A 25,776-nucleotide genomic window follows, 5' to 3' on the forward strand; every position below is an offset into this window, starting at 1 on the left:
GAACGGATGACGCCGGGCCTCTCAGGAGGCCTGGCGGATTTTACGGAACGGGTTCGGCAACGTCAGGACCGCCCCGCCGGCGACGATCAGCGCAGCGCCCAGAACCGCGATACGCGTTGGTATTTCGCCCCAGACTGCAAAGCCGAACGCCGCGGACAACAGTACCGAGCCATAATAGATGGGTGCCAGCGTGGCCGCTCCCGCCCGCCTGTAGGCGGAGATATTCATGGATTGGCCAATGATTGCCAATGGCCCCATCCAGGCAAACAAAAGCAGGTCCTGTAAGGAAACCCCACCTTTGAAGATCAGCCAGACAACAGGTCCGGTCAGCAGAACTGCTGCGAAAACATTGACATAGGCCAGAATGGTGACTGTATCTTCACGCTGGGCGATATAGCGAATGATCAAGGCTTCACAGGCCATGAAGACGGCTCCCAGAAGAGCTGCAACGACGCCCGAGAGCGCGAGTTCATCATATCCGGCGCCTGTTTCCGCCGACCGAACCACGAGATACGCACCAGCGGCGCACAAGACACCTGCGATCCAGTGACGGCCGGAGATCACTTCCTTGAGGATCAAACCGGCCAACGCAATAGCGATTATGCCCTTTGTCAGACCGATCGCCGTCGCATCCGCCAGCGGCAATGCGCTGGCGGCATAAATGGAGCAGGCAAGCCCGCCGACACCACAAAAGGCGCGCATGAGGTGGAGCTTCCAGAGTGCACTCAAACGCGTGAATACCGGAACCCGCCTGACGGTTGCGATGCTGACAATTGTAGCCGCTCCGCCCACGTACCGAAGCCAGACCAGAACCACGACCGGCACCAATCCTCCCGACAGCTTGCCTGCGGCAAATATCGGGGTGAAGGCAGTCATGCCGGCAAGTGCCAACGCAAGGGCGAGCAGTATATTTTCCGGGCGGTGATAGATCGAGTTTTGCGACATAGACCAAGACCAGTTGAATTTGTTCCGGTCATAACACCAGGTACGCGTCAGGATCAGTCCTGAAATTCCAATAACGGGTATGCAAAAACGCATCGCATTGCCGCTGCCTTTGTAAATTGGTATAACCCTGTCATGAACTGGGATGATCTCAAACTTGTCGATGCCGCTGCACGCATGCGTTCGCTTTCAGGTGCTGCGAAGGCTCTCAATATCAGTCAACCGCAACTGAGCCGCCGCCTGAAGAGCTTCGAGGACCGTATTGGTGCGAGGCTGTTCGACCGGACGCCGACTGGGCTGAAACCGACTGATGCGGGTCTGCGCCTGATCCCGCTCGCAGAAGACATGCGCAAGAAAGCCGAGGCGGCTGCGAGGATCCTGCCAGATCTATCGGGGTCTGCATTGAAAGTTGTTCGCGTTGCCGTAGACGAAGTGCGTGCGCGTGTCTTGACCGACCGTTTCGACCTGCTGACCGCGCTGCTCGACGGTGTTGAGCTGGAACTCATCTCCAGCCATCAGCATGTCAATCATCAGTCCCGCAGTATTGAGCTCCAGATCCGTAACTGCCTGCCTGAAACAGACACGCTGATTGCCCGGAAAATCGGTGAGCTTGCCTATGCGGTTTACGGTTCGGCGAAGTATGTCACCGACCATCCGGCGGCCAGAACGACTGACCGATACAAGCTGTGCACCTGGCTGGGCTTTGCTCCAGACGACCTCTGGTACCCGGCTCAGATGCGCTGGCTGGAAGCCCGGGTTCCTCACATGCCTACGCTGCGGTCAAACACCATGACCACGCTGATGAACATGACAGCCTCCGGTGCCGGACTGTGTCTTCTGCCGGTTTTCATGGGAGACAATCATCAGGACCTGGTCAGACTGACCGACCCGATTCCGGAGCTTACAAACGTCGAGCACATCATCGTTCATCGAGACCTGCGCAGGGAACCTGCTGTCCGCAAGGCGATGGATGCCATTACTGAAGTCTTCCATCGGATGGCGCCGCATCTGCTCGGCGGGCAGTTGGATAAACCTGTTTCCGCCGCAGAATAAAACGGCCGGGAAATCCCGGCCGTCTGTGAAACATCTTTTGCAATCAATCGCCCACCGTCAGGGCTGTCTGCGCACGAAGCAATCCCCGCCAGCAGCCTGAAGGCTTTCGCACAACCTTATCGCTTCATCACGCGAACCGGTCGGAATTCGTGCGCGGTAGAACACGCCTCTTTCTTCGACATTCGCGGCAACGATCACCGCGCTCTGGTTACCCAGAACAGAGGGGAATCGACGCTGAAGTCCAGAGTAAGCATCTCTGGCAGCCGCTTCCGAACGCTGGGAAGTCACCTGTACGATGTAGGTACCGGACGGAATGCTGCCGGTCGTACTGGCAACAGGGGTCACCGGTGCTGCCGGAGCCGTTGCCGCCGGTGTTGCCGGAGCGGTTGCCGCTGGCGGCGCACTGGCAACCTGAACCGGTGCAGCCGGCTTCTTACGCGGAATGACAGTCGGCACTGGCGCGACAGGTTCACTTGCAGCCGGCTCCGGTGCCACGTCGGCACCCGTCACGATTGCCGGTGTACCGGGCTGAGCCGGCTCTGGTACTGCATCCGAAGGATCGGCCGGCGCAACATCTGCCCCTGTCACGACAGGTGTCGTTGTTACCACCTGCGAGCCGCTATCCCCGGAAGCCGCATCAGGTTGCACCGGCGTTGCCGGTTGCGGCTGCGCCGGTGCTGCCGCAGCAGGTTCTTCACCTTCGGGGATGATGGTTCCATCAGGACGCACGACGACAGTTCTCACCCGCTTTGGTGTTCCTGGGACGAGATCGGCGTCGCCGTTTGTGCCGACCGGAGCCGGTGGCAATTCCGCCAGTTGTGGCGATTCTGTCGGGATGAGCCTGTCGGGACCGGCGACACCGGTGCCATCAACCCGGTCGTAAATCAGCTTGCCGGCCTGGTCGTTTGCGGGTTCCTGGCTCTGTTCCGGATAGACCTTGAGAGGCTCTTGCAAACCGGCGATGATCGGCGGCGGTCCACTAGGGACAGGAACGGCATCGCTGTCGAACAAAAAGAAGCTGGCGCCACCCAGAACAGCCACGCCGAGGACACCGGCAGCAACAAACAAGCCCTTGCGGGATTTTTCGCCCCCGTGAGGAACCGCATTTTTCTCCGCAGACGAATGAGGGGGCAGAACACCAGCGCCGGTAAGGCTTGGATCGCTTTCCTGCATCGCCCGTGCAACCGCATCCAGATCATAACCTTCCGGCGGCGGCGGTGTTTCGTCGTCTTCGGACTGAGGAACGGCGGTGGCAGCAGCTGGCCACGTCATGTCATCCACATCCGGCTCAGCGGCCGGTGCGTCCTGGACGGGCTGATCAACCGGCGTATTAACAGGCGTGCCAACTGGTTTTCGCGCTGTTGGAGCCGGAAAATCGAGATCGGCAAACAGGGCGTCTATTCCAGCAGGGTCCCCGGCCTTTTCGGTTTCGGGTTCCACGTCATGCGAAACAGGCGCGGACTGGACCGGGTTAAGAGCTGCGAAGAAATCATTCTCGTCAATCTTCGGACGATCATTGGTCACCGGCTGCTGATAGCTTGGTGTTTTCTCAGGCGTCTCATCAACTGAGGGCGGAGAAGCAGGCTCCTCATGCCGAACACCACCCAGACGATAATCTTGTGTCGGACGCACTGGTTCGGCAGGCGCTGACACCGTTGATGCCGCAAAGCCCGTGCCGGAAGACAAGCTCGAGCCGCTTGGCAACTGCCCAGCACGGGAAAGGGTGTCGGAACCCGAGGCCTCGGACGTCTCACGCCCATGAATGTGCGTCTGCGGTTGGGCGGGCGCAGCATCTTCTGCTTCTTGTTCGAAACCCACATCCGACAGAACTGCCGACTGGGTCTCGTCAACAGACTGGCGCAACGCGCCTATAAGTTCGTCTTCGAGTTCAGCAGTCAGGTTCTGCTCAAGGTACAAGGCGACTGAAGGGGCAAGATAAGATGAGTCATCAGCACCTTCAGGATCGGCCTGCACCGCAGGTGCCTGCGGCGTGCGGAACTGAGCGCCCTGATCAACCGGCTCCGGCGATTGAGTGCTTTCCACCGGCTGTACCGGCTCCGGCTGGCTCGGCCATAGAGATGACACATGTGACGATGGCATCACCGGCGGCACGTCTGGCTGTGTATCCGCCTCGAAGGACTGCTCGTAACCGGTGGTCGGTGCTGCCTCGTAATAGTCGTCCGTTGAAACGCCAGGTGTTACGCTTGGCTCTTCAGCGCTCGTTTCTTCAGTGTTGGGCGCCGGCGTATTCGATACCGGTTGCAGATTTGAAAAAGATGGTTCGATGCGCGACGGTGCTGGGGAGGATTGCTCGCGCCCATCACCCGGAACATCGTCAAGCCCCGCAAAATAATCAGTACTACCAACGCGGCCGCTGTTCACATTTGCCCCCGATTGCTTATTCTTGTGGACAATCCGCGCCAATTCAACCAGCGGATCTTCCGCAGCCGGCCGTTCGTCGCCCGCCTCGCTTTGCGAGGCGCGCAAATCTGATCGCTTTGTTTCGTAGTCTTGTGACATGAGCTGTACGAAAACCGGTCCACTTCAAGTCGCTGGTGAACCGTTAAGTCGTTCCCAGCGCCCATTAAAACTAGCGCATTTCTTCAGGAGCATTCACGCCGAGAATCGTTAGACCTGAAGCGAGCACCAAAGATACTGCACGAACCAAAGCAAGACGCGCTAGGGTTAATTTCAAGTTACCGGATTGAATAAAACGTAAATGAGGCAATTCGTAGCCTTTGTTCCACTGTCCGTGCAAAGAACTGGCGAGTTCGTGTAGATAAAATGCAATTCTGTGCGGCTCATGTGTTTCTGCTGCGGCTTCTACCACTTTCGGCCATTCGGCCATCTTGGCAAACAGTTCCTGCTCACCCGCATCGTCCAGCAAGGAGAAGTCGGCTCCGGCGAGATCTTCATCCGAGAACCCGGCATCCTGAAATTCATCAGCCACCTGCCGCAAAACCGAACAGCAACGCGCATAACCGTATTGAACGTAGAAGACCGGATTGTCTTTCGACTGTTCCGTGACCTTTTTGAAGTCAAAGTCCAGCGGCGCGTCATTCTTGCGGAACAGCATCATGAAGCGAACCGGGTCCGACCCGACTTCGTCAACGACATCGCGCAAGGTGATGAAGTCGCCGGAGCGCTTTGACATCTTCACCGGCTCGCCATCACGCATCAGCTTTACAAGCTGACAGAACCTGACAACAACTTCCGTCTTGCCGTCTGAGATCGCCTTGCCGACAGCCTGCAGGCGTTTGGCGTAGCCACCGTGATCGGCACCCAGCACATAGATCGTTTCAGAGAACCCGCGCTCGAACTTGTCCTGGAAATAGGCCACGTCGGCAGCGAAGTAGGTGTAGGAGCCATCGGATTTCTTCAGAGCCCGGTCGGTGTCGTCTCCAAAGTCGCTTGCGCGAAATAGCGTCTGTTCACGGTCTTCCCAGTCATCGGGAACCTGCCCCTTCGGCGGCGGCAGCGTTCCTTCGTAGATCAACCCCTTGTTCCGGAGCGTTTCGAGCATGTGGTCGATCTTGGAACCATTGCCATCGCCGCGATCATGCAAGGTTCTCTCGGAATAGAACACCTCATGCTCGACCCCGAGCGCAGCCAGGTCCTGACGGATCAGTTCGAGCATGGCGGCGATTGCCCGCTCCTTCACCAGCGGCAACCATTCGCCTTCTTCCATGCCGGTAAGTGAAGACCCGAATTCGGACTTCAGTTTTTCGCCGACCGGTTTCAGGTAGTCCCCTGGGTAAAGACCGGCAGGTATCTCGCCAATGTCCTCGCCAAGCGCCTCGCGGTAACGCAGGAACGCGCTCCGCGCCAGCGTGTCGATCTGCGAGCCGGCATCGTTGATGTAGTATTCCTTGACCACTTCATTTCCGGCAAACGCCAGAATATTCGCCAATGCATCGCCGACGACCGCGCCGCGGATGTGGCCGACATGCATTGGGCCTGTCGGGTTGGCGGAAACGTATTCGACGTTGACCTTGCGAGCAGCAGACCGTTCCTGGGCGCCGAACCGGATCCCTTGAGACAGAACGCTGGCCAGAACCCTGTGCCAAACAACATGTGCCACGCGCAGGTTGATAAAGCCGGGTCCGGCAATGGACGTTTCGGTGATTTCCGGGTCGGCGTTAAGCCTGGCAACAAGCTGCTCGGCAACATCGCGCGGCTTCATGCCGAGTGGCTTTGCAAGCACCATTGCAGCGTTGGTGGCAAGATCTCCATGCGCAGGATCGCGGGGCGCTTCCACGACCACTCGCGAAAGATCTGGCGACTCTCCATTTGCATCTTTTAAATCAAGTTCTTGGAGAGCGTCTTTGACGCGCAGCGTGAAGTCCGCGAAGATATTCATAGAACACCGGTCAGGTTTTGGTTTTCAAACACAAAGCCCCCGCGCGCTGCGAAGGTGAGGCCTTCGGCGCCACAGGGTTTGTAAGTCGCTACTGCGCCTACCCCAAATCGGGAGTATCGTCAAACAGTCTGCGGTGCTCCTCTATGGCATAACGATCCGTCATGCCGGCGATATAGTCGCAAACCAGCCGCGCAGTTTCCGTGTCACTCAGAGTGCCTAGGCCGCTGTTCCAGGGTTTCGGCATAAGGTCCGGCTCCGCCAGGAACCGTTTGAACAGGTCCCGAACGACTCTTGCAACCAGTCTTCGAACTGCCAGCACATCTTCATGCCGGTACACCCTGGCAAAAAGAAATCGCTTCACTTCCTTTTCCGCAGCAGCCATTTCCGCCGAGAAACCAACGAGGCAACGGTCGGCCATACGAATCTCCTGCACGCTTCGCGGCTCGACCTCGTTCAGATTGCGGATCGCCTCGCGAATGACATCCTCAACCATTCGCGTTATCGACCGCCTGACGATTTCATGGATACGGCGGCTTTCCTCAAGGCCAGGATACTTGCCATCCACTTCTTCGAGGATATCGGCCAGGAAAGGCACGTCGCGCATATCATCGATCGCGAAGAGACCTGCCCTCAATCCGTCATCCAGATCATGTGCGTCATAGGCAATGTCGTCGGCAATCGCCGCGGCCTGTGCTTCAGCGCCCGGCCAGGTGTGCAACAGCAAATCCTGTTGTTTGGCATAGTCGCGGATCGCAAACGGCAACTGGCTCCCCTTGAACTTTCCAAGGGGGGCTCCGTCGGCATCAACCAGGGGGCCATTGTGCTTGACCAGCCCCTCCAGCGTTTCCCATGCCAGGTTCAGGCCATCGAAATCCGCGTAGCGCTGCTCCAGATGCGTCACGACCCTGAGCGACTGGGCATTGTGATCGAACCCACCATAAGGTGCCATGCTCTCATGCATGACATCTTCGCCCTCATGACCAAAAGGTGTGTGTCCCAGATCGTGCGACAAAGCCAGGCATTCCGCCAGATCTTCGTCAAGCCGAAGAGCACGTGCCAACGAGCGCGCGATTTGCGATACCTCGATGGTATGGGTCAGCCGTGTGCGGAAATGATCGCCTTCGTGATAGACGAAAACCTGCGTCTTGTGCTTCAGACGGCGAAAGGCGGAGGAATGAATAATTCTATCCCGATCCCGCTGGAAGGGTGTCCGCGTCGGGCTGTCAGGCTCGGGGAAGAGCCTGCCCCGGCTTTCCAGAGGGTTTTGCGCGTAGATCGCGCGCGATTGTCCCCCAAATCCGATATCCGCCTTCATCTGCTTCCAGCCATCCTTCACAGACCTCGTCCGTGTTTCCCGTTCTTTCAGCCGCTGGCAATACATTGACGTGAGCGACCGCAAAACATACTTATCTGAACAAATCAGGTTTAACGTTCCCGCACATAGCCGGAACAGAGCGAGTCGGTGAAACATGACCGAAACACTTGAAATTGGCGTAACAGTCAGCGACCGCGCTGCCAAGCGCATTGCTGCGATTTTGTCGAAGGAACCGAGCGGCAGCATGCTGCGCGTCAGCGTGGAAGGCGGCGGCTGTTCCGGACTGCAATATAAATATGACGTGGTCGACAGCCGCGAGGATGATGATCTGGTGATCGAAAAACCGGGAGCGACGGTTTTGATCGATTCCATTTCCCTGCAATACATGGGCGGATCGGAAATCGATTTCGTTGACGATCTGATCGGCCAGTCTTTTCAGATCAACAATCCAAATGCAGTCGCCGGATGTGGCTGCGGCACCAGTTTTACAATCTGATCCCATAGGCTCCATCCTTGCAGCCGGTTGCCCCGGCACTTTCGAACAGTTGAGGCAACCGCGCTCATGAAAATTGCGACATGGAACATCAACGGCGTCAAGGCACGTATCGACACGGTCCTCGAGTGGCTCAAGGAAACCTCCCCTGACGTTGCCTGCCTCCAGGAGATCAAATCCGTTGACGAGAACTTCCCTCGACAGCCGTTTGAAGACCTCGGATACGTGGTCGAGACGCATGGCCAGAAGGGCTTCAATGGTGTCGCGCTCCTGTCGAAAACACAGCTTTCCGATGTGCAGCGCGGCTTGCCGGGAAATGTCTCAGACGAACAGGCCCGGTATATCGAGGCCAGTCTTTCGACGGACAAAGGTCCTGTTCGGATCGGTTGCCTCTATCTACCGAACGGTAATCCGCTCGGAACGGAGAAATTCCCCTACAAGATCGAGTGGATGGACCGGCTGATCGCGCATGCGCAAAAGCGTCTTGATGAAGAGACGCCGTTCCTGCTGCTCGGAGACTACAACGTCATTCCGGATCCGGTTGATGCGAAGACCCCGCAAAACTGGCTGGACGACGCGCTCTTTCAACCCGAGAGCAGACAGCGCTTCCGTGCGCTTACGCATCTTGGCCTTACCGAAGCTGTGAGATCCTGCACCGAAGCGCCGGAAACGTTCACCTTCTGGGACTATCAAGCCGGTGCGTGGCAGAAGAACAACGGCATTCGCATCGATCACATATTGATGTCACCACAGGCGACGGATCGTTTTTCCGGCTGCGGTATCGACAAGCATGTGCGCGGGTGGGAAAAGCCGTCAGACCATGTACCAGTGTGGGTCAAACTCGCCGCTTGAGCCTGAATTCTGCGGAAACACTCGAAGGCACACAGGTTGTGTTTGCCTGTCCATACTGCTGAAACGTGAAAACCAGGCTTGCAGTTGGCAGATCTCATGGTAAACTTTTACCATCATGGGATAACGCTCGGCCGACCAACTTCCGCGACGGCGACATGCGGACATCACTTTCCGGCAACGACAAAGGTCGCCGGCCGTAGGTTGTTGACCGTTGTAACTTTTGTTTTTTCCGGTTTGATTTTTGCAGAGGTGTTGGGTTTCCGCGCAAGCGCCATCGCTCAAGACATTTCTTGCACGTGTCGTTACAAGGGCGAGAAATACGGTATCGGTGAATCCATTTGCCTGAAAAGCCCATCCGGATTGCGAATGGCAACTTGTGAAATGGTGCTGAACAACACGTCCTGGCAATTCAGCAACGCCCCCTGCCCGCTCACGCAGAACCAGAGCCCGGCTATCGACAGGCTCATCCCCAACCAATCCGGAAACATCCATCAAACGCGTTGGGCGCGAGCCACACTTTAAGTCCGGCTTCTTCAAAGACGTCGTAAAGGTACGGAAGAACTGCACCGCGTGCGATACAACGCACCTGCGGCAATGATCTGCGTTTGCGTGGCGCCCGATGGGCGCCGCGCTTCCGATCAGAGGAGCCGGTTTCAGCAGGTTTTGGTTATTGTGCGGGTAGTTGCTGAGCGGTGAGCATGTCCGGACGGTTCTGCTTCAGCCATCCATCTGCCATGGATCTTGCCATCTGCCTGACAGGCTCGGGCGAAACCGCGAAATACTGCTCATGCATGGAATGGATCCAGTTCGCATCCGTTCCTTTTGCCTGTTCGCGGGCAACCGTCATCCACATGAGGCCGCGTGCTTTTTTCTTGTCCGACGTGCCGAGCGCATAAAGCGTTTCACCAAGCCGGGCCTGAGCTCCGACATGCCCTTTCAGCGCTGCCAGATTGTACCATCGCACGGCCATGCGGCTGTTGTTTTCCTGGTACATGCGGCCCAGTTCATACTGAGCATCGGCATCACCAAAATAAGATGCAGCATGCGTAAAAATCTGCCGCGCACGCGGTTCATTTTTGGGGACAGCGCCATCTATGCCATTCAGGTAATAGGTCCCGAGGGCGACAAAAGCGCTGGACACAAAAGGCGCATCCGGCGCATCCGGACGGTCTTCACCATGTTCGCGAACGATCTGGCTGTAATATTCAAAGGCCTTGAGGTCGTCTTCCTTGACGCCATCGCCGGAGGCATACATTTCCCCCAACTTCCAGGCGGCCATCGGTTGACCATTTTCGGCTGCATATTGCAGCGAGCCGAGCGCTGCAGCCTTGTCGCCGGAATAATACTGGCGGGCACCTGCCCGCAATGCTTCAGAGGGGGACAGATCTGTCGGTCCGATCGCACGTGCAGGCGCCGGCTGCCCGTCAAAGGCGGCTACAGGATCGGTCAGTCCGATCAGGATCAACGCACCGAGCACGGTTCCGGCTTTTCCCATGCGTTGAAGCTTTGTGCTGTTCTTAGGCATCCCAGTCACACTATTATCCATCGGCAACGAAACAGATACCCGACGGACGCTCTTGTTTTTTGTCCGCGCAAAGCGCATTTGCTGTCTCTTCGACCCCGCAGCTTTCGCTCGCAGGATCAACTTTTTCGGAGTGGCCTAAATTGGCCGATCATTTCGTCCTAAGTTGGGCCATACGGCGCCGAAATAAGACAATTTCCTGACTCTTATGTCCGGACGGTGTCCAGCCCGGAAGCAACTACCGGTCGGACTGTCTCAAAACATTAGCGTAACGGGTGACGGGCAAACATGGCCGAACAGGGGCAACTGAGGCAAACCGGGACCCGGCAAAAGACTCTGTCAGCAACTGTTGCGGAATTGGCACATTTCGTTGCCACCCCTCCCATTCAAGACCTGCATTTCAACACATGCGGGTTGATGATGTGTTGCCAGACAGGCGTTTCGGCGCCGAGGGCTGTTGAAAACGGGGGCTTTTGGCCAATTGCCTTTGCCGTTCTATGTTTGTCCTTCAAACTGGGGCATGATTCGGTGTAGGTAACAGCGCTGAGTTTGTAAAAACTGTGACCCAAGACCCATCAGGCGATACGGAATGAGCGCAAAAGACGATCTGTTTGCAGGCAACGCGGCTGTCTCTGCCCCAATGACACGGGATAAACCCGCCCCCGCGCCGCAAAAACCGCGTCCCGTTGCGCCCGTCGCGGTCAGCGACGACTATTCCGCGGCCGATATCGAGGTTCTCGAAGGTCTCGAACCAGTCCGACGCCGGCCAGGCATGTATATTGGCGGCACGGATGAAAAGGCTTTGCACCATCTCTTTGCGGAGGTGATCGACAACTCCATGGACGAAGCAGTCGCCGGTCATGCGACCTGGATCGACGTTTCCCTATCGGCAGATGGCTACCTGACGATCACGGACAACGGCCGCGGCATTCCGGTCGACCCTCATCCGAAGTTCAAGGACAAATCCGCCCTTGAAGTGATCATGACGACGCTTCACGCAGGCGGTAAATTCGACAGCAAGGTCTACGAGACCTCCGGCGGCCTGCACGGCGTCGGCATCTCTGTGGTCAATGCCCTCTCCGAAGAACTGATCGTCGAAGTCGCACGCAGCCGAAAGCTGTATCGCCAGATCTTCCGCAGGGGGCATGCTCAAGGCCCGCTGGAACTGGTCGGCGACACGCAGAACAGGCGCGGCACACAGGTGAGCTTCAAGCCTGACGAGCAGATTTTCGGCAAAGGCGCCAAGTTCACCCCCGGCCGCCTGTTAAAGATGGCCAGGTCGAAGGCCTATCTTTTTGGCGGTGTCGAGATCCGCTGGCACTGCGCTCCTGAATTGCTGTCGGAAAAGGACGAAACACCGGCCGAGGCCGTTTTTCATTTTCCCGGCGGACTTCGTGATTTCCTCAATGAGCGGCTGTCCAAGGAACGCCGCGTCGTGGACGATGTCTTCTTTGGACGCACCGACAATGCCGGCAAACACGGGTCCGTCGAATGGGCCGTTAGCTGGTATGCCGGCGACGGCTTCGTCAATTCCTATTGTAACACCGTGCCGACGCCAGAAGGCGGAACCCACGAGGCGGGTTTCCGCTACGCGCTGCTGCGTGGCCTGAAGGCATATGGCGAACTGACCAACAACAAGAAGGCTTCCATCATCACCGGCGACGATGTCATGACATCCGCTGGCGGTATGCTGTCAGTCTTTATTCGCGAGCCCGAGTTTGTCGGCCAGACCAAGGACAAGCTTGCGACCAACGAAGCGACCCGCATTACTGAAACGGCCGTCCGCGATGCGTTCGATCATTGGCTGACGGCTTCCCCCAACCAGGCAAACAAACTTCTGGAATGGGTGATAGACCGCGCCGACGAGCGCTTGCGCCGCCGCCAGGAAAAGGACGTCGCCCGCAAGACCGCCGTGCGCAAGCTTCGCCTTCCGGGCAAGCTTGCTGACTGTTCAGCGAACCAGTCGGATGGAACCGAGCTGTTTATCGTGGAGGGTGACTCGGCAGGTGGCTCCGCCAAACAGGCGCGCAACCGGTCCAACCAGGCTGTTCTGCCTTTGCGGGGCAAGATCCTCAACGTTGCCAATGCCGGGCGTGACAAGCTCGTCGCCAACCAGCAGCTCGCCGATCTCATTCAGGCCCTTGGCTGCGGCACCCGCTCCCAGTACAGGGAAAGCGACCTGCGCTACGAAAAGATCGTCATCATGACGGATGCCGACGTCGACGGCGCCCACATCGCTTCACTTTTGATTACTTTCTTTTACCGGGAAATGCCTGAACTGATCCGTGGCAGTCACCTCTTCCTGGCCGTCCCGCCGCTCTATCGTCTCAGCCAGGGCGGCAAAACACTTTATGCACGCGACGATGCCCACAAGGACGAGCTGATGGAAACTGTCTTCAAAGGCAAGTCCAAGGTGGAAATCGGCCGTTTCAAGGGCTTGGGCGAAATGCTGCCGGCGCAGTTGAAAGAAACGACCATGGATCCGTCCAAGCGAACGATGCTGAAAGTCGTCGTCGAAGAAGACGCGGTGGCGGATACCAACGACACCGTTGAGCGTCTTATGGGCAACAAGCCGGAAGCGCGCTTCCGTTTCATTCAGGACAACGCTGAATTCGCTGAGGATCTTGATATTTAGCCGCAATAATGAGTAGTTTGATCTAAATCTTTTTTGAGGGGGCGTATCGGGTGTAATTTGTTTTACCCGCGTGGCCTAATTGACCGGTCGGAAAAGCAGTATGTTAAACCGGATGTATTCGATAATGGACAGACGACTTCGCCCGTTGCGAAATCACGTCTTCCTGGCTTTTCCAAAGCATAAAATCGCGTTTGCCCGTATTGCAGAGCCAGCATTCCATTTGTTGCGCCCTGTTCTTCATCGGCTCGCCGGCACCGACAAGCTCAAGGCTCTTTCCGAAATTGATCTCAAGGCTGCGGCCACCGAGCGTCTGTTGTTCCATGGAAATGTTGAATTGTTGACGGCACGAGAACTCAAGCGCCGCCACCCCGACATGACAGTTGCTGCCTGGGTCCAGGACCCGATGCATAGGCTTGCCTATTGCTATGAGAAAGTCATTCTCAGTTCAGATCCCCTTCCCGCCTACTACGAAGAACGACAGTTCACTCAGGACATGACGCCACAGCAATTCGTGTCCCATGTTGCGTCGATTTCGGATCTGGAAGCAGACAACCTCTTCCGGAGCCAGACCGCCGCACTGACCTACAAAGGCGTACTGACGGCCGATCTGGTTCTGCAGCTTGAAGATTTCGACCGGTCTTTCGCAAAGTTTCTTTCTGAAAGCTCGCTCAGACTTCGCTCAAAGGAACCAGTCACCTATAACGTGAGCAATTACATTTCACGGGATACGCTGCTGTCTTTCACCGAAGACCGTTTGGTTCAGCAGTTGAGGCGCCGCTACAAGACGGATTACGACCTGTTCTACAAGCCAGCTGCACTTACTGCCTGACGCTGCGCAATTTTACGTATTAATTACCGGCTGAAGCGAACTTTTCGGAAACAGACACCTTTGACCACGCCCTCTTTTTGGGCAATGCATACTGATGTTCCAACCTTTTTCATGATCCAACTTGACTGCACTATTAACTGAGACGGCAAGTCGTACCCCGTATTACTCTGTTTTCTTGAAAATTTACCTACAAGTGCATTGACACCTGAGCGCATGAATGTAGGGTGTGCGCACGTTGGCACCGGTGGTCCCCACGGCGCCGCCGATTAACAATCACAACATTCGGGCAAAACGCTCCATGGCATTTGATACTCTCGGTCTTAGCGAGAAGGTCCTCGCTGCAGTTGAAGCAGCAGGTTATAAAGAACCCACGGCAATCCAGTCGGGAGCCATTCCGCAGGTGCTCGAGCGCCGCGACATTCTTGGCATCGCCCAGACCGGAACCGGCAAGACCGCTAGTTTCACACTGCCCATGTTGACGCTACTCGAAAAGGGCCGCGCGAGGGCGCGCATGCCGCGCACGCTCATTCTCGAACCGACGCGCGAACTCGCTGCGCAGGTTGAAGAGAACTTTGAGCGTTACGGCACGAACCACAAACTCAACGTCGCTCTGCTGATTGGCGGCGTTTCCTTCTCCGAGCAGGACAAGAAGCTGGACCGTGGTACGGATGTGCTTATCGCGACGCCGGGCCGCCTGCTCGATCACTTCGAACGCGGCAAGCTGTTGCTTCAGGGTGTTGAAATCCTGGTTATTGATGAAGCCGACCGCATGCTCGACATGGGCTTCATTCCGGATATTGAACGGATCTGCAAACTGATACCGTTCACGCGCCAGACCCTTTTCTTCTCGGCAACCATGCCGCCTGAAATCCAACGTCTGACGGAAACCTTCCTTCAGAATCCGGCCCGCATCGAAGTTGCGCCGACCTCGTCCACGGCCGAGAACGTCGCGCAGTTTCTCAAAGCGACCGAATCCAAGGATTATGAAAAGCGCGCTGCCCTGCGCGAGTTGCTTGAAGGTGCTGAAGATCTTCAGAACGCGATTGTGTTCTGCAACCGCAAGCGGGACGTCACGACCCTTTATCGGTCTCTCGAGCGTCATGAATACAACGTTGGAGCGCTCCATGGCGACATGGATCAGCGCACACGCATGATGATGCTGGACAATTTCCGCAAGGGAACGATCAAGCTGCTGGTAGCAAGCGATGTCGCGGCCCGTGGCCTGGACATTCCCGAGGTCAGTCACGTTTTCAATTTCGATGTCCCGAGCAACGCTGAAGATTACGTACACCGGATCGGCAGAACCGGTCGTGCGGGGCGCAAGGGAACGGCCTTTACGCTTGTAACGGGTGACGACCAGAAATATCTCGATGCCATTGAGACGCTGATCAAGAAAGACATCGATTGGCTGGGCGACGCGATAGACTTCGAAGCTGCGGCGCAAGAGCGCAAGGCACGCCGCAAGGGTGGCGGCAAGTCGCCCAGGAACGCGCGTTCGAGCAACGACAACGAGGCCGCTGAGGCCAAGCCGTCCAATCGTCGCCGGTCACAGAACAAGCCGCGCGAAGTCGTGGAAGAGCAGGTTGAGGAGCTTCCGGAAATGCTGAACCCGACTCCGGTCTCAAATCTTCCGCAACGACAGACCGGGAAACGTTCCAGAAACGAGAAGCTGGAACCGGCCTTCAGTGCTGGCGTTCATATTCCTGCTTTCCTTCTGCGTGAGCCTCGGCCGAAAAAGGCGTCCTAACCACGGAAACTCTCCAGGTTTCGCTTTAAGCTTAACGACTCCTTAAGCCTTCCATTGGAGTTTAAACCCTAGTTCTTGTGTCCTTGTGGGGGGATACGCAAGGCATGGGTGAGAGAAACTTGATGGCGGATGAAGATGACCATAAGCGGACTATCCAGTACGGAGAATCCGCAATCAGTTACATCAAGAAAAACGTACTGCCAGCCTACCCTCGTTCTTACGAACTTTGGTACACATACGCTGCTGGTTACAATCAGGGCCTGAACCGGGCCGTCAATGAATCCATCAAATCCAACGGCAGAATCAGCACTGACGAGATGCTGACTCTTTATGGCCGCTTCCTGTCACCAACGAGGCTTGGTGATCGTCTGGATGAGGTTGGCTCCAAGGTTTCCAAAGAAGTCGAAGAACTCGTCGACACTCTGAAGCTGAGCGCAGATGCCACATCCGACTATGGCAGTGCTCTTGAACAGGCCGTTGAGAAAATCAAATCGGTCTCGGATCCCGAAAAACTGCAGATCTATGTCACCCATCTGGTCAAGTCGACCCAAAACGCAGTTGGGTCGAATCGGAAGCTTGAGAGCCAGCTTCTGGAATCCAAAAAGCACATCGAGAACCTGCAGTCTTCTCTGGAAGCGATCCGCTACGAATCCCTGACGGATGAATTGACCACGCTCAACAATCGCAAACACTTCGAGAATTCGATTGAACGGGTCATCGATCACTCCAAGGAAAGCGGGCGTGGTTTCTCGCTGCTTATGACCGATATCGACCACTTCAAGAAGTTCAACGATACCTACGGTCACCAGACAGGCGATCAGGTTCTGAGGCTTGTAGCGCTTGCAGTGAAGCAGAATATCAAGGCGCAGGACATTGCCTGCCGGTACGGCGGTGAAGAATTTGCGATCATTCTGCCGCATACCGAACTGGAAGAAGCAGCTGTGATTGGTGAGAACATCCGCAACGCCGTGATGTCCAAGGAACTGGTGAAGCGTTCGACAGGCGAGAACCTCGGCCGGGTCACCATTTCAGTCGGGATAGCAACCTTCGAAGACATGGATACGGCGCATTCCATCGTCTCACGCGCGGACGAGGCACTGTACCTTGCCAAGGACGCCGGCCGGAACGTTGTCAAAACCGAAAAAGAACTTAATGATACGCAAGAGCAGGAAGACGTCGCCTGAACTCAGGCCCCGTCTTTCCAATTACTTGTTTTCCGCACCGGTCAAGATTGGTCAGGCTTGAGTAGATTTCTGTCTCAGGCTTTTGCGTTCAGCCCCATCTGCCAGAAGTCGCTTTCAAGGCGGCAGGCTTTTTCAAAAATCGATAGAACACGCGGATAGCGGTGCCCCGTCAGTACCTGGCTTGCAGTCCCATCCATCCAGGCCACGAAGCCCTGTCCCAGCTCCTGATAGCCTTCTGCGGCGTATTCCTGGATCCAGCGGTTGTAGGGATTACTGTCAGTGTCGCAACCTTCCGCCGAGAGCCTTGCACCAATCTCCGCATAACCGATCACGCAAGGGGCGAGCGCTGCCTGCAGATCCAGAAGGTCTCCTGCCATGCCAGCGTCCAGCACAAAGCGCGTGTAGGCCATCGTTGGTGTGTCTTCCGGAGCAGTCTCAATCATTGACCGATCCATGCCCCAGTCACGGCACATCTCGACATGCAGATCGAGTTCGTCATCCAGAATGGCTTTCACCCCTTCCAAAGACTGACGCATGTCGGCGATGGAAGAGCTCTTGTAGACCCCCAATGCATAGGCACGGGCAAACTGAATGAGAAACAGATAGTCCTGAACTAGGTAGTGTTTGAAACAAGGCAGCGGAAGCGTTCCGGCCCCCAGCTGTTGAACAAACGCGTGACGGGTGTAGTCGGCCCATTGCGGGCCTGCGTCGGCTTTCAGCCGCTCGAAAAGGCTCATGAAACACTCTTTGAAAGAATGAACAAGCGTGGTCAGCGCGCCAGGGCGTTCACGTCCGCCGCCTGAAGCGAGACGGATTCACCGCAACCGCAGGCAGACACTTCATTCGGGTTCTTGAAGATGAAACCGGACCGGAACTTGGTGACTTCAAAATCCATTTCAGTCCCGAGCAGGAACAGCACCGCAGACGGATCGACAAAGAGTTTTGCCCCCTTGTCTTCGACCGTGTCATCTCCGGGCTTCGCGGCATCCACCATTTCCATGGTGTATTCCATGCCGGCACAGCCGCCCTTCTTGATACCGACACGCAAGCCGATGGCATTCTTGTCAGAATTCTCGACAAGTTCCTTCACGCGCTCGGCGGCAGCGTCAGTCAGGGTCATAACCTGGAATTTAGCGGCGGAAGCCATATGATCCTCGTGCAGTGAAGCGAATGCTAAACCTGATATGGGGTGTCAGCTTATCCGATTAAAGGCTTGAAGCTCAATACCAGTTGAGCGCAACCTTGGCTTCGTCCGACATCCGGTCAGGTGTCCAGGGTGGATCGAAGACCATATCGACGTTGACCGGTCCAACACCGGCAACGGCTGAAACGGCATTTTCCACCCAGCCAGGCATTTCGCCTGCCACAGGACACCCGGGAGCTGTCAGCGTCATATCGATGTTGATCGATCTGTCGTCTTCGATATCGACCTTGTAGATCAGGCCAAGCTCATAGATGTCGCAGGGGATTTCCGGATCATAAACCGTTTTCAGAGCACCGATGATATCGGTGGTCAGCTGGTCGAGTTCGTTTGCCGGAATCGCGCTTTTTGCCGAGACTTCCGTCTGCAGCTCTTCGCCATCCGCGCTGGTATCAATTGTGGTAGCGTTTTCCATAGGGTCCGTCCTTACCCGAAAAAGCTCTGAGCCTTCAACAGGGCTTCATACAGCGCGTCCACTTCCGCACGCGTGTTGTAAAGCCCGAAACTAGCCCGACATGTAGAAGTCACACCGTATTTTGCCAAGAGCGGCTGAGCACAATGGGTCCCTGCCCTGACCGCAACCCCCGACCGGTCGATGATCGTGGCAACGTCATGTGCGTGAGCACCTTGCAGTTCAAAGGAGACAATTGCTCCCTTGTCCGGCGCATCCCCAAAGATCCGCAGCGAGTTGATCTCGCGCAGCTTCTGGTGGGCATAGTCCTTCAGATCCGCTTCATGCCGCGCGATGTTGTCCCGGCCGAGCGCATCCATGTAGTCGAGCGCTGCGCCAAGGCCGATCGCCTGCACGATCGGCGGCGTACCGGCCTCAAACCGATGTGGCGGCTCATTGTAGGTCACAATGTCTTCGGTTACGTCGAGAATCATCTCTCCGCCGCCGTTGAATGGGCGCAAAGCGTTAAGTCTGTCAGGCTTGCCCCAAAGAACACCGATGCCCGACGGCCCATAGACCTTGTGACCGGTGAAGACGTAATAGTCGCAGTCTATATCCTGAACGTCGACGGGTAGATGGACCGCCGCCTGGCTGCCGTCCACCAGGACCGGAATGCCACGTTCATGGGCGATCCGACAGACTTCCTTGACCGGAACGACTGTACCAAGAACATTCGACATATGCGTGATCGCAACCAGCCTTGTCTTGTCCGTCAAGGCATCAGAAAAGGCATCAAGATCAAACGAGCCATCCTCCCGGACATAGACCCATTTAAGCTTCGCGCCGTGACGCTCGCGATGGAAATGCCAGGGTACGATGTTGGAGTGGTGTTCCATGATCGACAGAACGATCTCGCCGCCATCAGCGAAATAGTCGCCACCAAGGCCATAGGACACCAGATTGATTGCCTCCGTGGTGGACTTGGTGAAAACCACCTCGTCGACCGACTGTGCATTCAGGAAGCGGCGCACTTTCTCGCGCGCAGCTTCATAGTTGTCCGTTGCGGTGTTGGACAGGAAATGCAGGCCACGATGAACATTGGCGTATTCCTCGGAATAAGCCTTGGTCACCGCATCGATCACCTGCCGGGGTTTCTGGGCGGAAGCACCGTTATCCAGATAGACCAGCGGCTTGCCGTAAACCTCCCGCGCCAGGATTGGAAAATCCTGGCGGATGGCATCGACATCGTAACCGGCGCTGCCGGTTGTTTTTTCTGCGGTCGCGACCGTCATGCGGCGCTGCTCCTTATTCCCGTTCGCTTCAGATGTCAGTGGTCGGCTAGCCAGTCACGCACGCGTGCTTCCAGGCCTTCCGTAACATCGTCTTCGCCGTATTCCTCAATCGCTTCGGAAAGGAATGCGAGTACCAGCAGGGTCTTCGCCTCGTCTTCCGGAATGCCGCGAGCGCGCAGATAGAAGAGCAGATCCTCATCGATCTGTCCGCTGGTCGCACCATGGGCACACAATACGTCGTCCGCGAAGATTTCCAGTTCCGGCTTGTTGGCCATTTCCGCGTCCTCGGAGAGGAGCAGAGCCTGGGTCATCATCTCGCCATCGGTCTTCTGGGCATGCTGGGCAACGTTGATGCGCCCCTGGTAAACACCCTTGGCCTCACCGTCGAGCACGGTCTTGAAGAACTCGCGGCTGTTACAGTTCGGCACGACATGATCGACAATCAACGTCTGGTCGGCAAGCGACTTGCCACCAGCCATGGTCACTCCGTAGATCTTCGCTTCGGAGTTTTCGCCCGTGAAGTTGATGAATTGCTGGTTGCGGGTAAATTGCGGTCCAGCAATGAAGCCAAGCGATTTCAGTTCCGCCTCTGCGCCAAGCGTCGCGATTGTCGTGAACAGCTGCGCTGCGTCGGTCTTGCCGACGATCAGACGCGTGGCGGCGAGCGCTGCCTTGTTGGCGATATCGTAATCGAAGACCGTGTTCAGCTCCCCCTCGCCGGTATCTCCGACAAAGGTTTCCAGAAGGCGCAACTTAGCCCCCTCGCCGAGTTCCACGCGGTTGCGGACTGCCTGAGCACCTTTGGCTGTCGCCACCTGAACCAGTTCGACCGGTTTGGATACTTCCACACCGCTCTTGACCGTGATGACAACGCCCCCCTGGAGAAACGCAGTGTTCAAGGCGACCACGCCATCAGTGAGGCCCGACTTCGGCGAAGCAACCAACTGGGTGCCCGTTTCGCCGGCAAGCGCTTCAGCAACGCTTGTCAGCGTCACGCCTTCACAGGCAAGTGCTTCAACATCCGAAAGCCCGGCAAGAAAAGAGCCATTGGCGACGACGATACGGTAGCGGTCGATATCTCCGAAACCGTCCTGAGTCTCAATCAGGCTTGTAGCCTCAGCCTCATCAGCCGCGCCAGCAAGCGGGGCAGCTGATTTCATGTAGGCGCGAAGGTCGGAATACTTGTATTCCTCAACCCGGCGGTGCGGCAGACCACGGTCACGGATCTGGCCAAGCGCGGCGTCGCGCAGAGCCTTGACGGCAACCGAACCGGCCAAACCGTCTTTCGCGCGTTCGAAACGTTCCAGCAGGTCGCTTTCCGCCTGTGTGTGTTTGATGGGTGCGCTGGCGTTCATATAGCTTTGCTCCCTCAGGCGGCCGTGTCGATGTAGTCGGCGTAACCGTTCTTTTCCAGCTCCAGCGCCAGGTCCTTGTCACCGGTCTTTACGATGCGGCCCTTGGACAGAACGTGGACGACATCCGGAACGATGTGGTCGAGCAAACGCTGATAGTGGGTGATCACAACCATGGCACGATCCGGACCACGCAGCTTGTTCACGCCTTCCGAAACGATCTTGAGTGCGTCGATGTCGAGGCCAGAATCCGTCTCGTCAAGCACGCAAAGCTTCGGTTCCAGCAAGGACATCTGCAGAATTTCAGCGCGCTTCTTCTCACCACCGGAGAAACCGACGTTGAGCGGGCGCTTCAGCATGTCCATGGAGACGTTCAGGTGGCCTGCGGCCTCCTTCACTCGTTTCATGAAGTCGGGGATCGACAGCGTATCTTCTCCACGCGCCTTGCGCTGTGCATTCATCGCCGTCTTGAGGAATTCCATGGTGGCAACCCCTGGAATCTCGATCGGGTACTGGAACGCCAGGAACAGGCCCGCAGCAGCGCGCTCATCCGGCTCCATTTCCAGAAGGTTCTCTCCGTTGAACAGGATCTCGCCTTCGGTAACCTCGTAGTCGTCCTTGCCAGCCAGGATGTAGGACAGCGTCGACTTGCCAGAGCCGTTCGGTCCCATGATGGCATGTACTTCGCCCGCATTGATGGTCAGATCGATGCCGCGCAGGATCTCTGTTTCGTCTTCCGCAATGCGGGCGTGCAGGTTTTTGATCTCAAGCATTGAGATTGTTCCTCGTAATTCGGAGGGCGTTCAGAGCCCCAATCAATTCGTAAGTTTGCAGGGCCGTTAGCCCACGGATCCTTCCAGGCTGATCGAGATCAGCTTCTGTGCCTCGACGGCGAATTCCATCGGCAGCTGCTGGATGACATCCTTGACGAAACCGTTGACGATCAGCGCCACGGCTTCCTCTTCCGACAAACCGCGCTGCAGGCAGTAAAACATCTGGTCGTCCGAAATCTTCGAGGTGGTCGCCTCGTGTTCGAACTGGGCCGAGGCGTTCTTGCTCTCGATGTAAGGCACGGTATGCGCGCCGCAGTCCTGGCCGATCAGCAGCGAGTCACACTGGGTGAAGTTTCGTGCATGCGACGCTTTCCGATGAGCGGAAACCAGACCACGATAGGTGTTCTGCGACTTGCCTGCAGAAATGCCCTTGGAAATGATCCGGCTGGACGAGTTCTTGCCCAGATGGATCATCTTGGTACCGCTGTCGACCTGCTGGTATCCGTTGGAAACGGCGATCGAATAGAATTCACCACGGGAATTCTCGCCGCGCAGGATGCAGGACGGGTATTTCCAGGTGATCGCCGAGCCAGTTTCGACCTGGGTCCAGGAGATCTTGGAATTCTTGCCACGGCAGTCGCCACGCTTGGTGACGAAGTTGTAGATGCCGCCCTTGCCGTCCTTGTCGCCGGGGAACCAGTTCTGGACGGTAGAGTATTTGATCTCCGCATCATCCAGGGCGACCAGTTCAACGACAGCCGCATGAAGCTGGTTCTCGTCACGCTGAGGTGCCGTACATCCTTCCAGATAGGAGACGTAGGCGCCCTTCTCGGCGATGATCAGCGTGCGCTCGAACTGACCGGTGTTTTGTTCGTTGATGCGGAAATAGGTCGACAGCTCCATCGGGCAGCGAACACCCTCAGGAATATAGACAAACGACCCGTCCGAGAAGACAGCCGAGTTCAACGTCGCGTAGTAGTTGTCGGTGACCGGAACGACGGAACCGAGGTACTTCTTTACCAGGTCCGGATATTCGCGAAGCGCTTCGGAAATGGAACAGAAGATGACACCGGCCTTCTTCAGCTCTTCCTTGAAAGTGGTGACGACGGAAACGGAATCGAACACAGCGTCGACGGCGACCCTGTTCTTCGGCTCGACACCTGCAAGGATTTCCTGTTCTTGCAGCGGAATACCGAGTTTTTCGTAGGTCGCCAGCAGTTCCGGATCAACTTCGTCCAGGCTTTTCGGGCCCTCGACGGATTTCGGAGACGCCCAGTAGTAGAGATCATCAAGATCGATTTTCGGGTAGGAAACACGCGCCCAGGTCGGTTCTTCCATCTGCTGGAAACGGCGAAGCGCGTCCAGGCGCCATTCCGTCATCCATTCCGGCTCGTTCTTCTTTGCCGACAGAAAGCGGACGGTTTCTTCGGACAGGCCTTTGGCGCCTCTATCCGACTCGATATCGGTCACGAAGCCGTATTTATACTGGTCGACATCGATGGCTTTCACCTTATCGATGGTTTCCTGTACAGCTGGCATATCTTGCCTCCATTCAACAGGCCCCGTGCCTGCTTCGGTTATTCCCTGCAGGGACCTTGTCACCTGCGCCATGTCTGGCAGCAAAGCTGCCGAATTCCTGTCATCAAGCTGCCTGGTGACGAGCTTGCGGGTTGAGCCTGCCAACGATTTTTGGCCACAGCTCGAGAAACCTGTCTATGTCGGAGCCGCTGGTATTCCACCCCATGCTGACGCGCAAGGCGCAACGTGCAAGATCTTCCGAAACGCCCATGGCGGTCAGCACATGGGACACGGACACCTTGCCGGAGGAGCAGGCAGAACCGGATGAAACCGAAATATGGTCGAGATCAAAAGCGATCAGCGCGGTTTCTGCCGGAATGCCCGGAACGGCAAAACAACAGGTGTTGGACAGTCTTTCCGCCTTGTCGCCGAAAATCACTGTCGAAGGACAAATCGCGCACAGCCCGGCTTCGAGCTTCGCCTTCATCTCTCTCAAATGGCGCATGTCGGCGACTTCTTCAAGGGCGGCTTTGCTGGCAATTCCGAAGCCGGCAATTGCGGAAACATTTTCCGTTCCGCCACGGCGCCAGTTCTCCTGTCCGCCGCCGACCATCAAAGGCGCTGGAACGCGGGCCGTTGAACGCACCACAACCGCACCGATGCCCTGTGGACCGCCGAACTTGTGAGCCGACAACGTCAGCACATCCGCCTGCCAGCTGTCAGGATCGATCGGCATCCGGCCGGCAGCCTGAACCGCGTCCACATGAAAAAAGTGACCGTATTTTTCGGCAATGGCACCGATTTCACCCAACGGCTGAATGACACCGGTTTCATTGTTGGCGGCCATTACGGAAATGAGACTTGGTTCGACGTCTTTGACAGCCTGTTCCAGAGCGTCAAGCACAACGCGGCCGTCTCCGTCGACAGGTATGACCACCTGATCGGAAACGGGGAACCGCCCGCCGGTCATTACAGAGGGATGTTCAACGGCACTTCTGAAGAGTTTGTCGAGATAGACCGGAGCGCCCTGATCCTGCCAGCTCTGTGAGAGGGCCGTCATGTTTGCTTCGGTCCCGCCGGAGACGAATGTCACGGCGCGGGTTTTCGCGTTGCAAAGCCGTGCGACCTGGTCGCGCGCTGTCTCAATACGACCACGCGCCTTCCGGCCATGTGCGTGGACAGAGGACGCGTTACCAGCATCATTCAGTGCTTCGATCATGACCTCACGAACGGTATCGCGCAGGGGTGCGCCCGCGTTGTGGTCCAGATAGATCGGAGCAGGCTGATGCTGCATAGCGCCTCTTATCGTTTGATCTCAAGCCTTGCAAAAAATCGAAAACTCGCTTTGTTGTCAGGTAGATGTGCGAAAAACCTTGAATTTTTCCGCCATCATGACGATAACTGCCCCCAACCGGTCGAACCGAGCATCGTCTGCCTGCTGAGGTAAGGTGCGAACTTTCGAATAATTCTAAACAGGGTTCTAGAAACTCGGAGACAAAGAGTCAAGTTTAGACTTACGGGAAACCACGTATCGTGAGCCCAGAATTCCCGCGCGACCTTCACTCGCGCGACAAAATGACAAGGACATAGCGTTTCATGCCTGAGGTGATCTTCAACGGTCCCGCCGGCCGGCTTGAGGGCCGGTTCCATCCCGCGAGAAAACGCAACGCGCCAATCGCCCTGGTTCTGCATCTGCACCCACAATTCGGTGGCACGATGAACAACCAGATCGTCTACCAGATGTACTACATGTTTGCCCGGCGCGGATTTGCGGTGCTGCGTTTCAACTTCCGTGGCGTGGGCCGATCCCAGGGTACGTTTGACCACGGCCAGGGTGAGCTTTCCGATGCGGCTGCCGCTCTCGACTGGGTGCAAACCGTTCACACAGACGCTCGCGCCTGCTGGATTGCCGGATTCTCGTTTGGTGCCTGGATCGGCATGCAGCTTCTTATGCGCCGTCCGGAAGTGGAAGGGTTCATTTCGGTTGCTCCGCCGGCGAACCTACACGACTTCTCCTTCCTCGCCCCCTGCCCGTCCTCCGGCCTGATCATCCATGGAGACAACGACAAGGTTGTTCCGCAAAAGGATGTGCAGACGTTGGTCGACAAGCTGAAGACCCAGAAAGGCATCGTGATCGATCACGAGACAATTCCGGGCGCCAACCATTTCTTCGAGAACGATATGGATGATCTGATGCAGCGTTGCGGCACCTATGTCGATGGCCGGCTGGGGCTTTCGCCATCCGATTACGTCGACATCGACTGACACGACATCGAAGCCCGCCACCCGGCGGGCTTTTTGTTTCCTGGAACGCCTG

General features: G+C 56.7%; 22 protein-coding genes. 9 read left to right on the forward strand and 13 right to left on the reverse strand.

Annotated elements, in window-relative coordinates:
* Positions 1–21 precede the first annotated feature (21 nt).
* Positions 22–945, reverse strand: coding sequence for a DMT family transporter (locus tag AC2A6O_RS00165; protein ID WP_498925281.1), 924 nt, complete (start codon positions 943–945; stop codon positions 22–24).
* 132 nt (positions 946–1,077) lie between these two features.
* Between AC2A6O_RS00165 and AC2A6O_RS00170 the strand changes: the two genes are divergently transcribed.
* Positions 1,078–1,995 carry a LysR family transcriptional regulator gene (locus AC2A6O_RS00170; protein WP_498925282.1) on the forward strand — a complete coding sequence of 306 codons (918 nt, stop codon included), beginning with the start codon at positions 1,078–1,080 and terminating at the stop codon, positions 1,993–1,995.
* Positions 1,996–2,052: 57 nt separating this feature from the next.
* On the opposite strand, the gene AC2A6O_RS00175 is transcribed toward AC2A6O_RS00170, so the two are convergent.
* From AC2A6O_RS00175 to AC2A6O_RS00185, 3 genes are all read right to left on the reverse strand, one after another.
* A complete protein-coding gene (locus tag AC2A6O_RS00175) occupies positions 2,053–4,515 on the reverse strand; it encodes an SPOR domain-containing protein (protein WP_498925283.1) in 2,463 nt (820 codons plus the stop codon).
* A gap of 70 nt (positions 4,516–4,585) precedes the next feature.
* Positions 4,586–6,355 carry an arginine--tRNA ligase gene (gene argS / locus AC2A6O_RS00180; RefSeq protein WP_498925284.1) on the reverse strand — a complete coding sequence of 590 codons (1,770 nt, stop codon included), beginning with the start codon at positions 6,353–6,355 and terminating at the stop codon, positions 4,586–4,588.
* 97 nt (positions 6,356–6,452) lie between these two features.
* Positions 6,453–7,670 (reverse strand): deoxyguanosinetriphosphate triphosphohydrolase, encoded by a 1,218-nt coding sequence (locus tag AC2A6O_RS00185; RefSeq protein ID WP_498925901.1) that lies wholly within the window; start codon positions 7,668–7,670, stop codon positions 6,453–6,455.
* A gap of 154 nt (positions 7,671–7,824) precedes the next feature.
* Here AC2A6O_RS00185 and erpA point away from each other — a divergent pair, with 154 nt between their 5' ends.
* The 3 genes from erpA (at position 7,825) to AC2A6O_RS00200 (ending at position 9,537) form a co-directional block, all read left to right on the forward strand.
* Positions 7,825–8,166, forward strand: a complete 342-nt coding sequence (erpA, locus tag AC2A6O_RS00190; RefSeq protein ID WP_148586981.1) for an iron-sulfur cluster insertion protein ErpA — start codon at positions 7,825–7,827, stop codon at positions 8,164–8,166.
* A gap of 66 nt (positions 8,167–8,232) precedes the next feature.
* Positions 8,233–9,015: an exodeoxyribonuclease III gene (xth, locus tag AC2A6O_RS00195; protein WP_498925285.1), complete on the forward strand. Its 783-nt coding sequence runs from the start codon at positions 8,233–8,235 to the stop codon at positions 9,013–9,015.
* Between the two features lie 204 nt (positions 9,016–9,219).
* Positions 9,220–9,537, forward strand: coding sequence for a hypothetical protein (locus AC2A6O_RS00200; protein WP_498925286.1), 318 nt, complete (start codon positions 9,220–9,222; stop codon positions 9,535–9,537).
* Positions 9,538–9,682: 145 nt separating this feature from the next.
* On the opposite strand, the gene AC2A6O_RS00205 is transcribed toward AC2A6O_RS00200, so the two are convergent.
* Positions 9,683–10,540, reverse strand: coding sequence for a tetratricopeptide repeat protein (locus AC2A6O_RS00205; RefSeq protein WP_498925902.1), 858 nt, complete (start codon positions 10,538–10,540; stop codon positions 9,683–9,685).
* A 586-nt stretch (positions 10,541–11,126) separates the two neighbouring features.
* Here AC2A6O_RS00205 and parE point away from each other — a divergent pair.
* From parE to AC2A6O_RS00225, 4 genes are all read left to right on the forward strand, one after another.
* Positions 11,127–13,172 (forward strand): DNA topoisomerase IV subunit B, encoded by a 2,046-nt coding sequence (parE, locus tag AC2A6O_RS00210; protein ID WP_148586984.1) that lies wholly within the window; start codon positions 11,127–11,129, stop codon positions 13,170–13,172.
* A 79-nt stretch (positions 13,173–13,251) separates the two neighbouring features.
* Positions 13,252–14,001, forward strand: coding sequence for a sulfotransferase family 2 domain-containing protein (locus tag AC2A6O_RS00215; RefSeq protein ID WP_498925288.1), 750 nt, complete (start codon positions 13,252–13,254; stop codon positions 13,999–14,001).
* A 298-nt stretch (positions 14,002–14,299) separates the two neighbouring features.
* Positions 14,300–15,748: a DEAD/DEAH box helicase gene (locus AC2A6O_RS00220; RefSeq protein WP_148586986.1), complete on the forward strand. Its 1,449-nt coding sequence runs from the start codon at positions 14,300–14,302 to the stop codon at positions 15,746–15,748.
* A 122-nt stretch (positions 15,749–15,870) separates the two neighbouring features.
* Entirely contained in the window at positions 15,871–16,932 is a 1,062-nt protein-coding gene (locus tag AC2A6O_RS00225; RefSeq protein ID WP_148586987.1) for a GGDEF domain-containing protein, read from the forward strand.
* A 74-nt stretch (positions 16,933–17,006) separates the two neighbouring features.
* Here AC2A6O_RS00225 and tenA read toward each other — a convergent pair whose 3' ends face one another.
* From tenA to AC2A6O_RS00265, 8 genes are all read right to left on the reverse strand, one after another.
* The gene (gene tenA / locus AC2A6O_RS00230; protein ID WP_148586988.1) at positions 17,007–17,669 is read right to left on the reverse strand and encodes a thiaminase II; all 663 of its coding nucleotides are present in this window, start codon (positions 17,667–17,669) and stop codon (positions 17,007–17,009) included.
* A 32-nt stretch (positions 17,670–17,701) separates the two neighbouring features.
* Complete coding sequence (gene sufA, locus AC2A6O_RS00235; RefSeq protein WP_148586989.1) at positions 17,702–18,079, reverse strand: Fe-S cluster assembly scaffold SufA; 378 nt, start codon at positions 18,077–18,079, stop codon at positions 17,702–17,704.
* Between the two features lie 73 nt (positions 18,080–18,152).
* Positions 18,153–18,548: an SUF system Fe-S cluster assembly protein gene (locus tag AC2A6O_RS00240; protein WP_148586990.1), complete on the reverse strand. Its 396-nt coding sequence runs from the start codon at positions 18,546–18,548 to the stop codon at positions 18,153–18,155.
* Positions 18,549–18,559: 11 nt separating this feature from the next.
* The gene (locus AC2A6O_RS00245; RefSeq protein ID WP_498925289.1) at positions 18,560–19,816 is read right to left on the reverse strand and encodes a cysteine desulfurase; all 1,257 of its coding nucleotides are present in this window, start codon (positions 19,814–19,816) and stop codon (positions 18,560–18,562) included.
* 35 nt (positions 19,817–19,851) lie between these two features.
* Positions 19,852–21,171 (reverse strand): Fe-S cluster assembly protein SufD, encoded by a 1,320-nt coding sequence (sufD, locus tag AC2A6O_RS00250; protein ID WP_498925290.1) that lies wholly within the window; start codon positions 21,169–21,171, stop codon positions 19,852–19,854.
* Between the two features lie 14 nt (positions 21,172–21,185).
* A complete protein-coding gene (gene sufC, locus AC2A6O_RS00255) occupies positions 21,186–21,941 on the reverse strand; it encodes a Fe-S cluster assembly ATPase SufC (RefSeq protein WP_148586993.1) in 756 nt (251 codons plus the stop codon).
* A gap of 66 nt (positions 21,942–22,007) precedes the next feature.
* Positions 22,008–23,480, reverse strand: a complete 1,473-nt coding sequence (sufB, locus tag AC2A6O_RS00260) for a Fe-S cluster assembly protein SufB (protein WP_148586994.1) — start codon at positions 23,478–23,480, stop codon at positions 22,008–22,010.
* A 103-nt stretch (positions 23,481–23,583) separates the two neighbouring features.
* Positions 23,584–24,753, reverse strand: coding sequence for a cysteine desulfurase family protein (locus AC2A6O_RS00265; protein ID WP_498925291.1), 1,170 nt, complete (start codon positions 24,751–24,753; stop codon positions 23,584–23,586).
* A gap of 302 nt (positions 24,754–25,055) precedes the next feature.
* Here AC2A6O_RS00265 and AC2A6O_RS00270 point away from each other — a divergent pair, with 302 nt between their 5' ends.
* On the forward strand, positions 25,056–25,724 hold the full coding sequence (locus AC2A6O_RS00270) for an alpha/beta hydrolase (RefSeq protein ID WP_148586996.1): 669 nt from the start codon (positions 25,056–25,058) through the stop codon (positions 25,722–25,724).
* Positions 25,725–25,776: the final 52 nt, after the last annotated feature.

The organism is Labrenzia sp. ATLA3, assembly GCF_057180185.1.

What these genes read in the sequence shown, in the direction of transcription:
- tenA (WP_148586988.1), bottom strand. Translation starts at nt 17,669, where the DNA reads ATGAGCCTTTTCGAGCGGCTGAAAGCCGACGCAGGCCCGCAATGGGCC.
- AC2A6O_RS00170 (WP_498925282.1), top strand. Translation starts at nt 1,078, where the DNA reads ATGAACTGGGATGATCTCAAACTTGTCGATGCCGCTGCACGCATGCGT.
- xth (WP_498925285.1), top strand. Translation starts at nt 8,233, where the DNA reads ATGAAAATTGCGACATGGAACATCAACGGCGTCAAGGCACGTATCGAC.
- sufB (WP_148586994.1), bottom strand. Translation starts at nt 23,480, where the DNA reads ATGCCAGCTGTACAGGAAACCATCGATAAGGTGAAAGCCATCGATGTC.
- argS (WP_498925284.1), bottom strand. Translation starts at nt 6,355, where the DNA reads ATGAATATCTTCGCGGACTTCACGCTGCGCGTCAAAGACGCTCTCCAA.
- sufC (WP_148586993.1), bottom strand. Translation starts at nt 21,941, where the DNA reads ATGCTTGAGATCAAAAACCTGCACGCCCGCATTGCGGAAGACGAAACA.
- AC2A6O_RS00185 (WP_498925901.1), bottom strand. Translation starts at nt 7,670, where the DNA reads ATGAAGGCGGATATCGGATTTGGGGGACAATCGCGCGCGATCTACGCG.
- AC2A6O_RS00165 (WP_498925281.1), bottom strand. Translation starts at nt 945, where the DNA reads ATGTCGCAAAACTCGATCTATCACCGCCCGGAAAATATACTGCTCGCC.
- sufA (WP_148586989.1), bottom strand. Translation starts at nt 18,079, where the DNA reads ATGGCTTCCGCCGCTAAATTCCAGGTTATGACCCTGACTGACGCTGCC.
- AC2A6O_RS00175 (WP_498925283.1), bottom strand. Translation starts at nt 4,515, where the DNA reads ATGTCACAAGACTACGAAACAAAGCGATCAGATTTGCGCGCCTCGCAA.
- AC2A6O_RS00245 (WP_498925289.1), bottom strand. Translation starts at nt 19,816, where the DNA reads ATGACGGTCGCGACCGCAGAAAAAACAACCGGCAGCGCCGGTTACGAT.
- AC2A6O_RS00240 (WP_148586990.1), bottom strand. Translation starts at nt 18,548, where the DNA reads ATGGAAAACGCTACCACAATTGATACCAGCGCGGATGGCGAAGAGCTG.
- AC2A6O_RS00225 (WP_148586987.1), top strand. Translation starts at nt 15,871, where the DNA reads ATGGCGGATGAAGATGACCATAAGCGGACTATCCAGTACGGAGAATCC.
- AC2A6O_RS00205 (WP_498925902.1), bottom strand. Translation starts at nt 10,540, where the DNA reads ATGCCTAAGAACAGCACAAAGCTTCAACGCATGGGAAAAGCCGGAACC.
- parE (WP_148586984.1), top strand. Translation starts at nt 11,127, where the DNA reads ATGAGCGCAAAAGACGATCTGTTTGCAGGCAACGCGGCTGTCTCTGCC.
- AC2A6O_RS00270 (WP_148586996.1), top strand. Translation starts at nt 25,056, where the DNA reads ATGCCTGAGGTGATCTTCAACGGTCCCGCCGGCCGGCTTGAGGGCCGG.
- sufD (WP_498925290.1), bottom strand. Translation starts at nt 21,171, where the DNA reads ATGAACGCCAGCGCACCCATCAAACACACACAGGCGGAAAGCGACCTG.
- AC2A6O_RS00265 (WP_498925291.1), bottom strand. Translation starts at nt 24,753, where the DNA reads ATGCAGCATCAGCCTGCTCCGATCTATCTGGACCACAACGCGGGCGCA.
- AC2A6O_RS00220 (WP_148586986.1), top strand. Translation starts at nt 14,300, where the DNA reads ATGGCATTTGATACTCTCGGTCTTAGCGAGAAGGTCCTCGCTGCAGTT.
- erpA (WP_148586981.1), top strand. Translation starts at nt 7,825, where the DNA reads ATGACCGAAACACTTGAAATTGGCGTAACAGTCAGCGACCGCGCTGCC.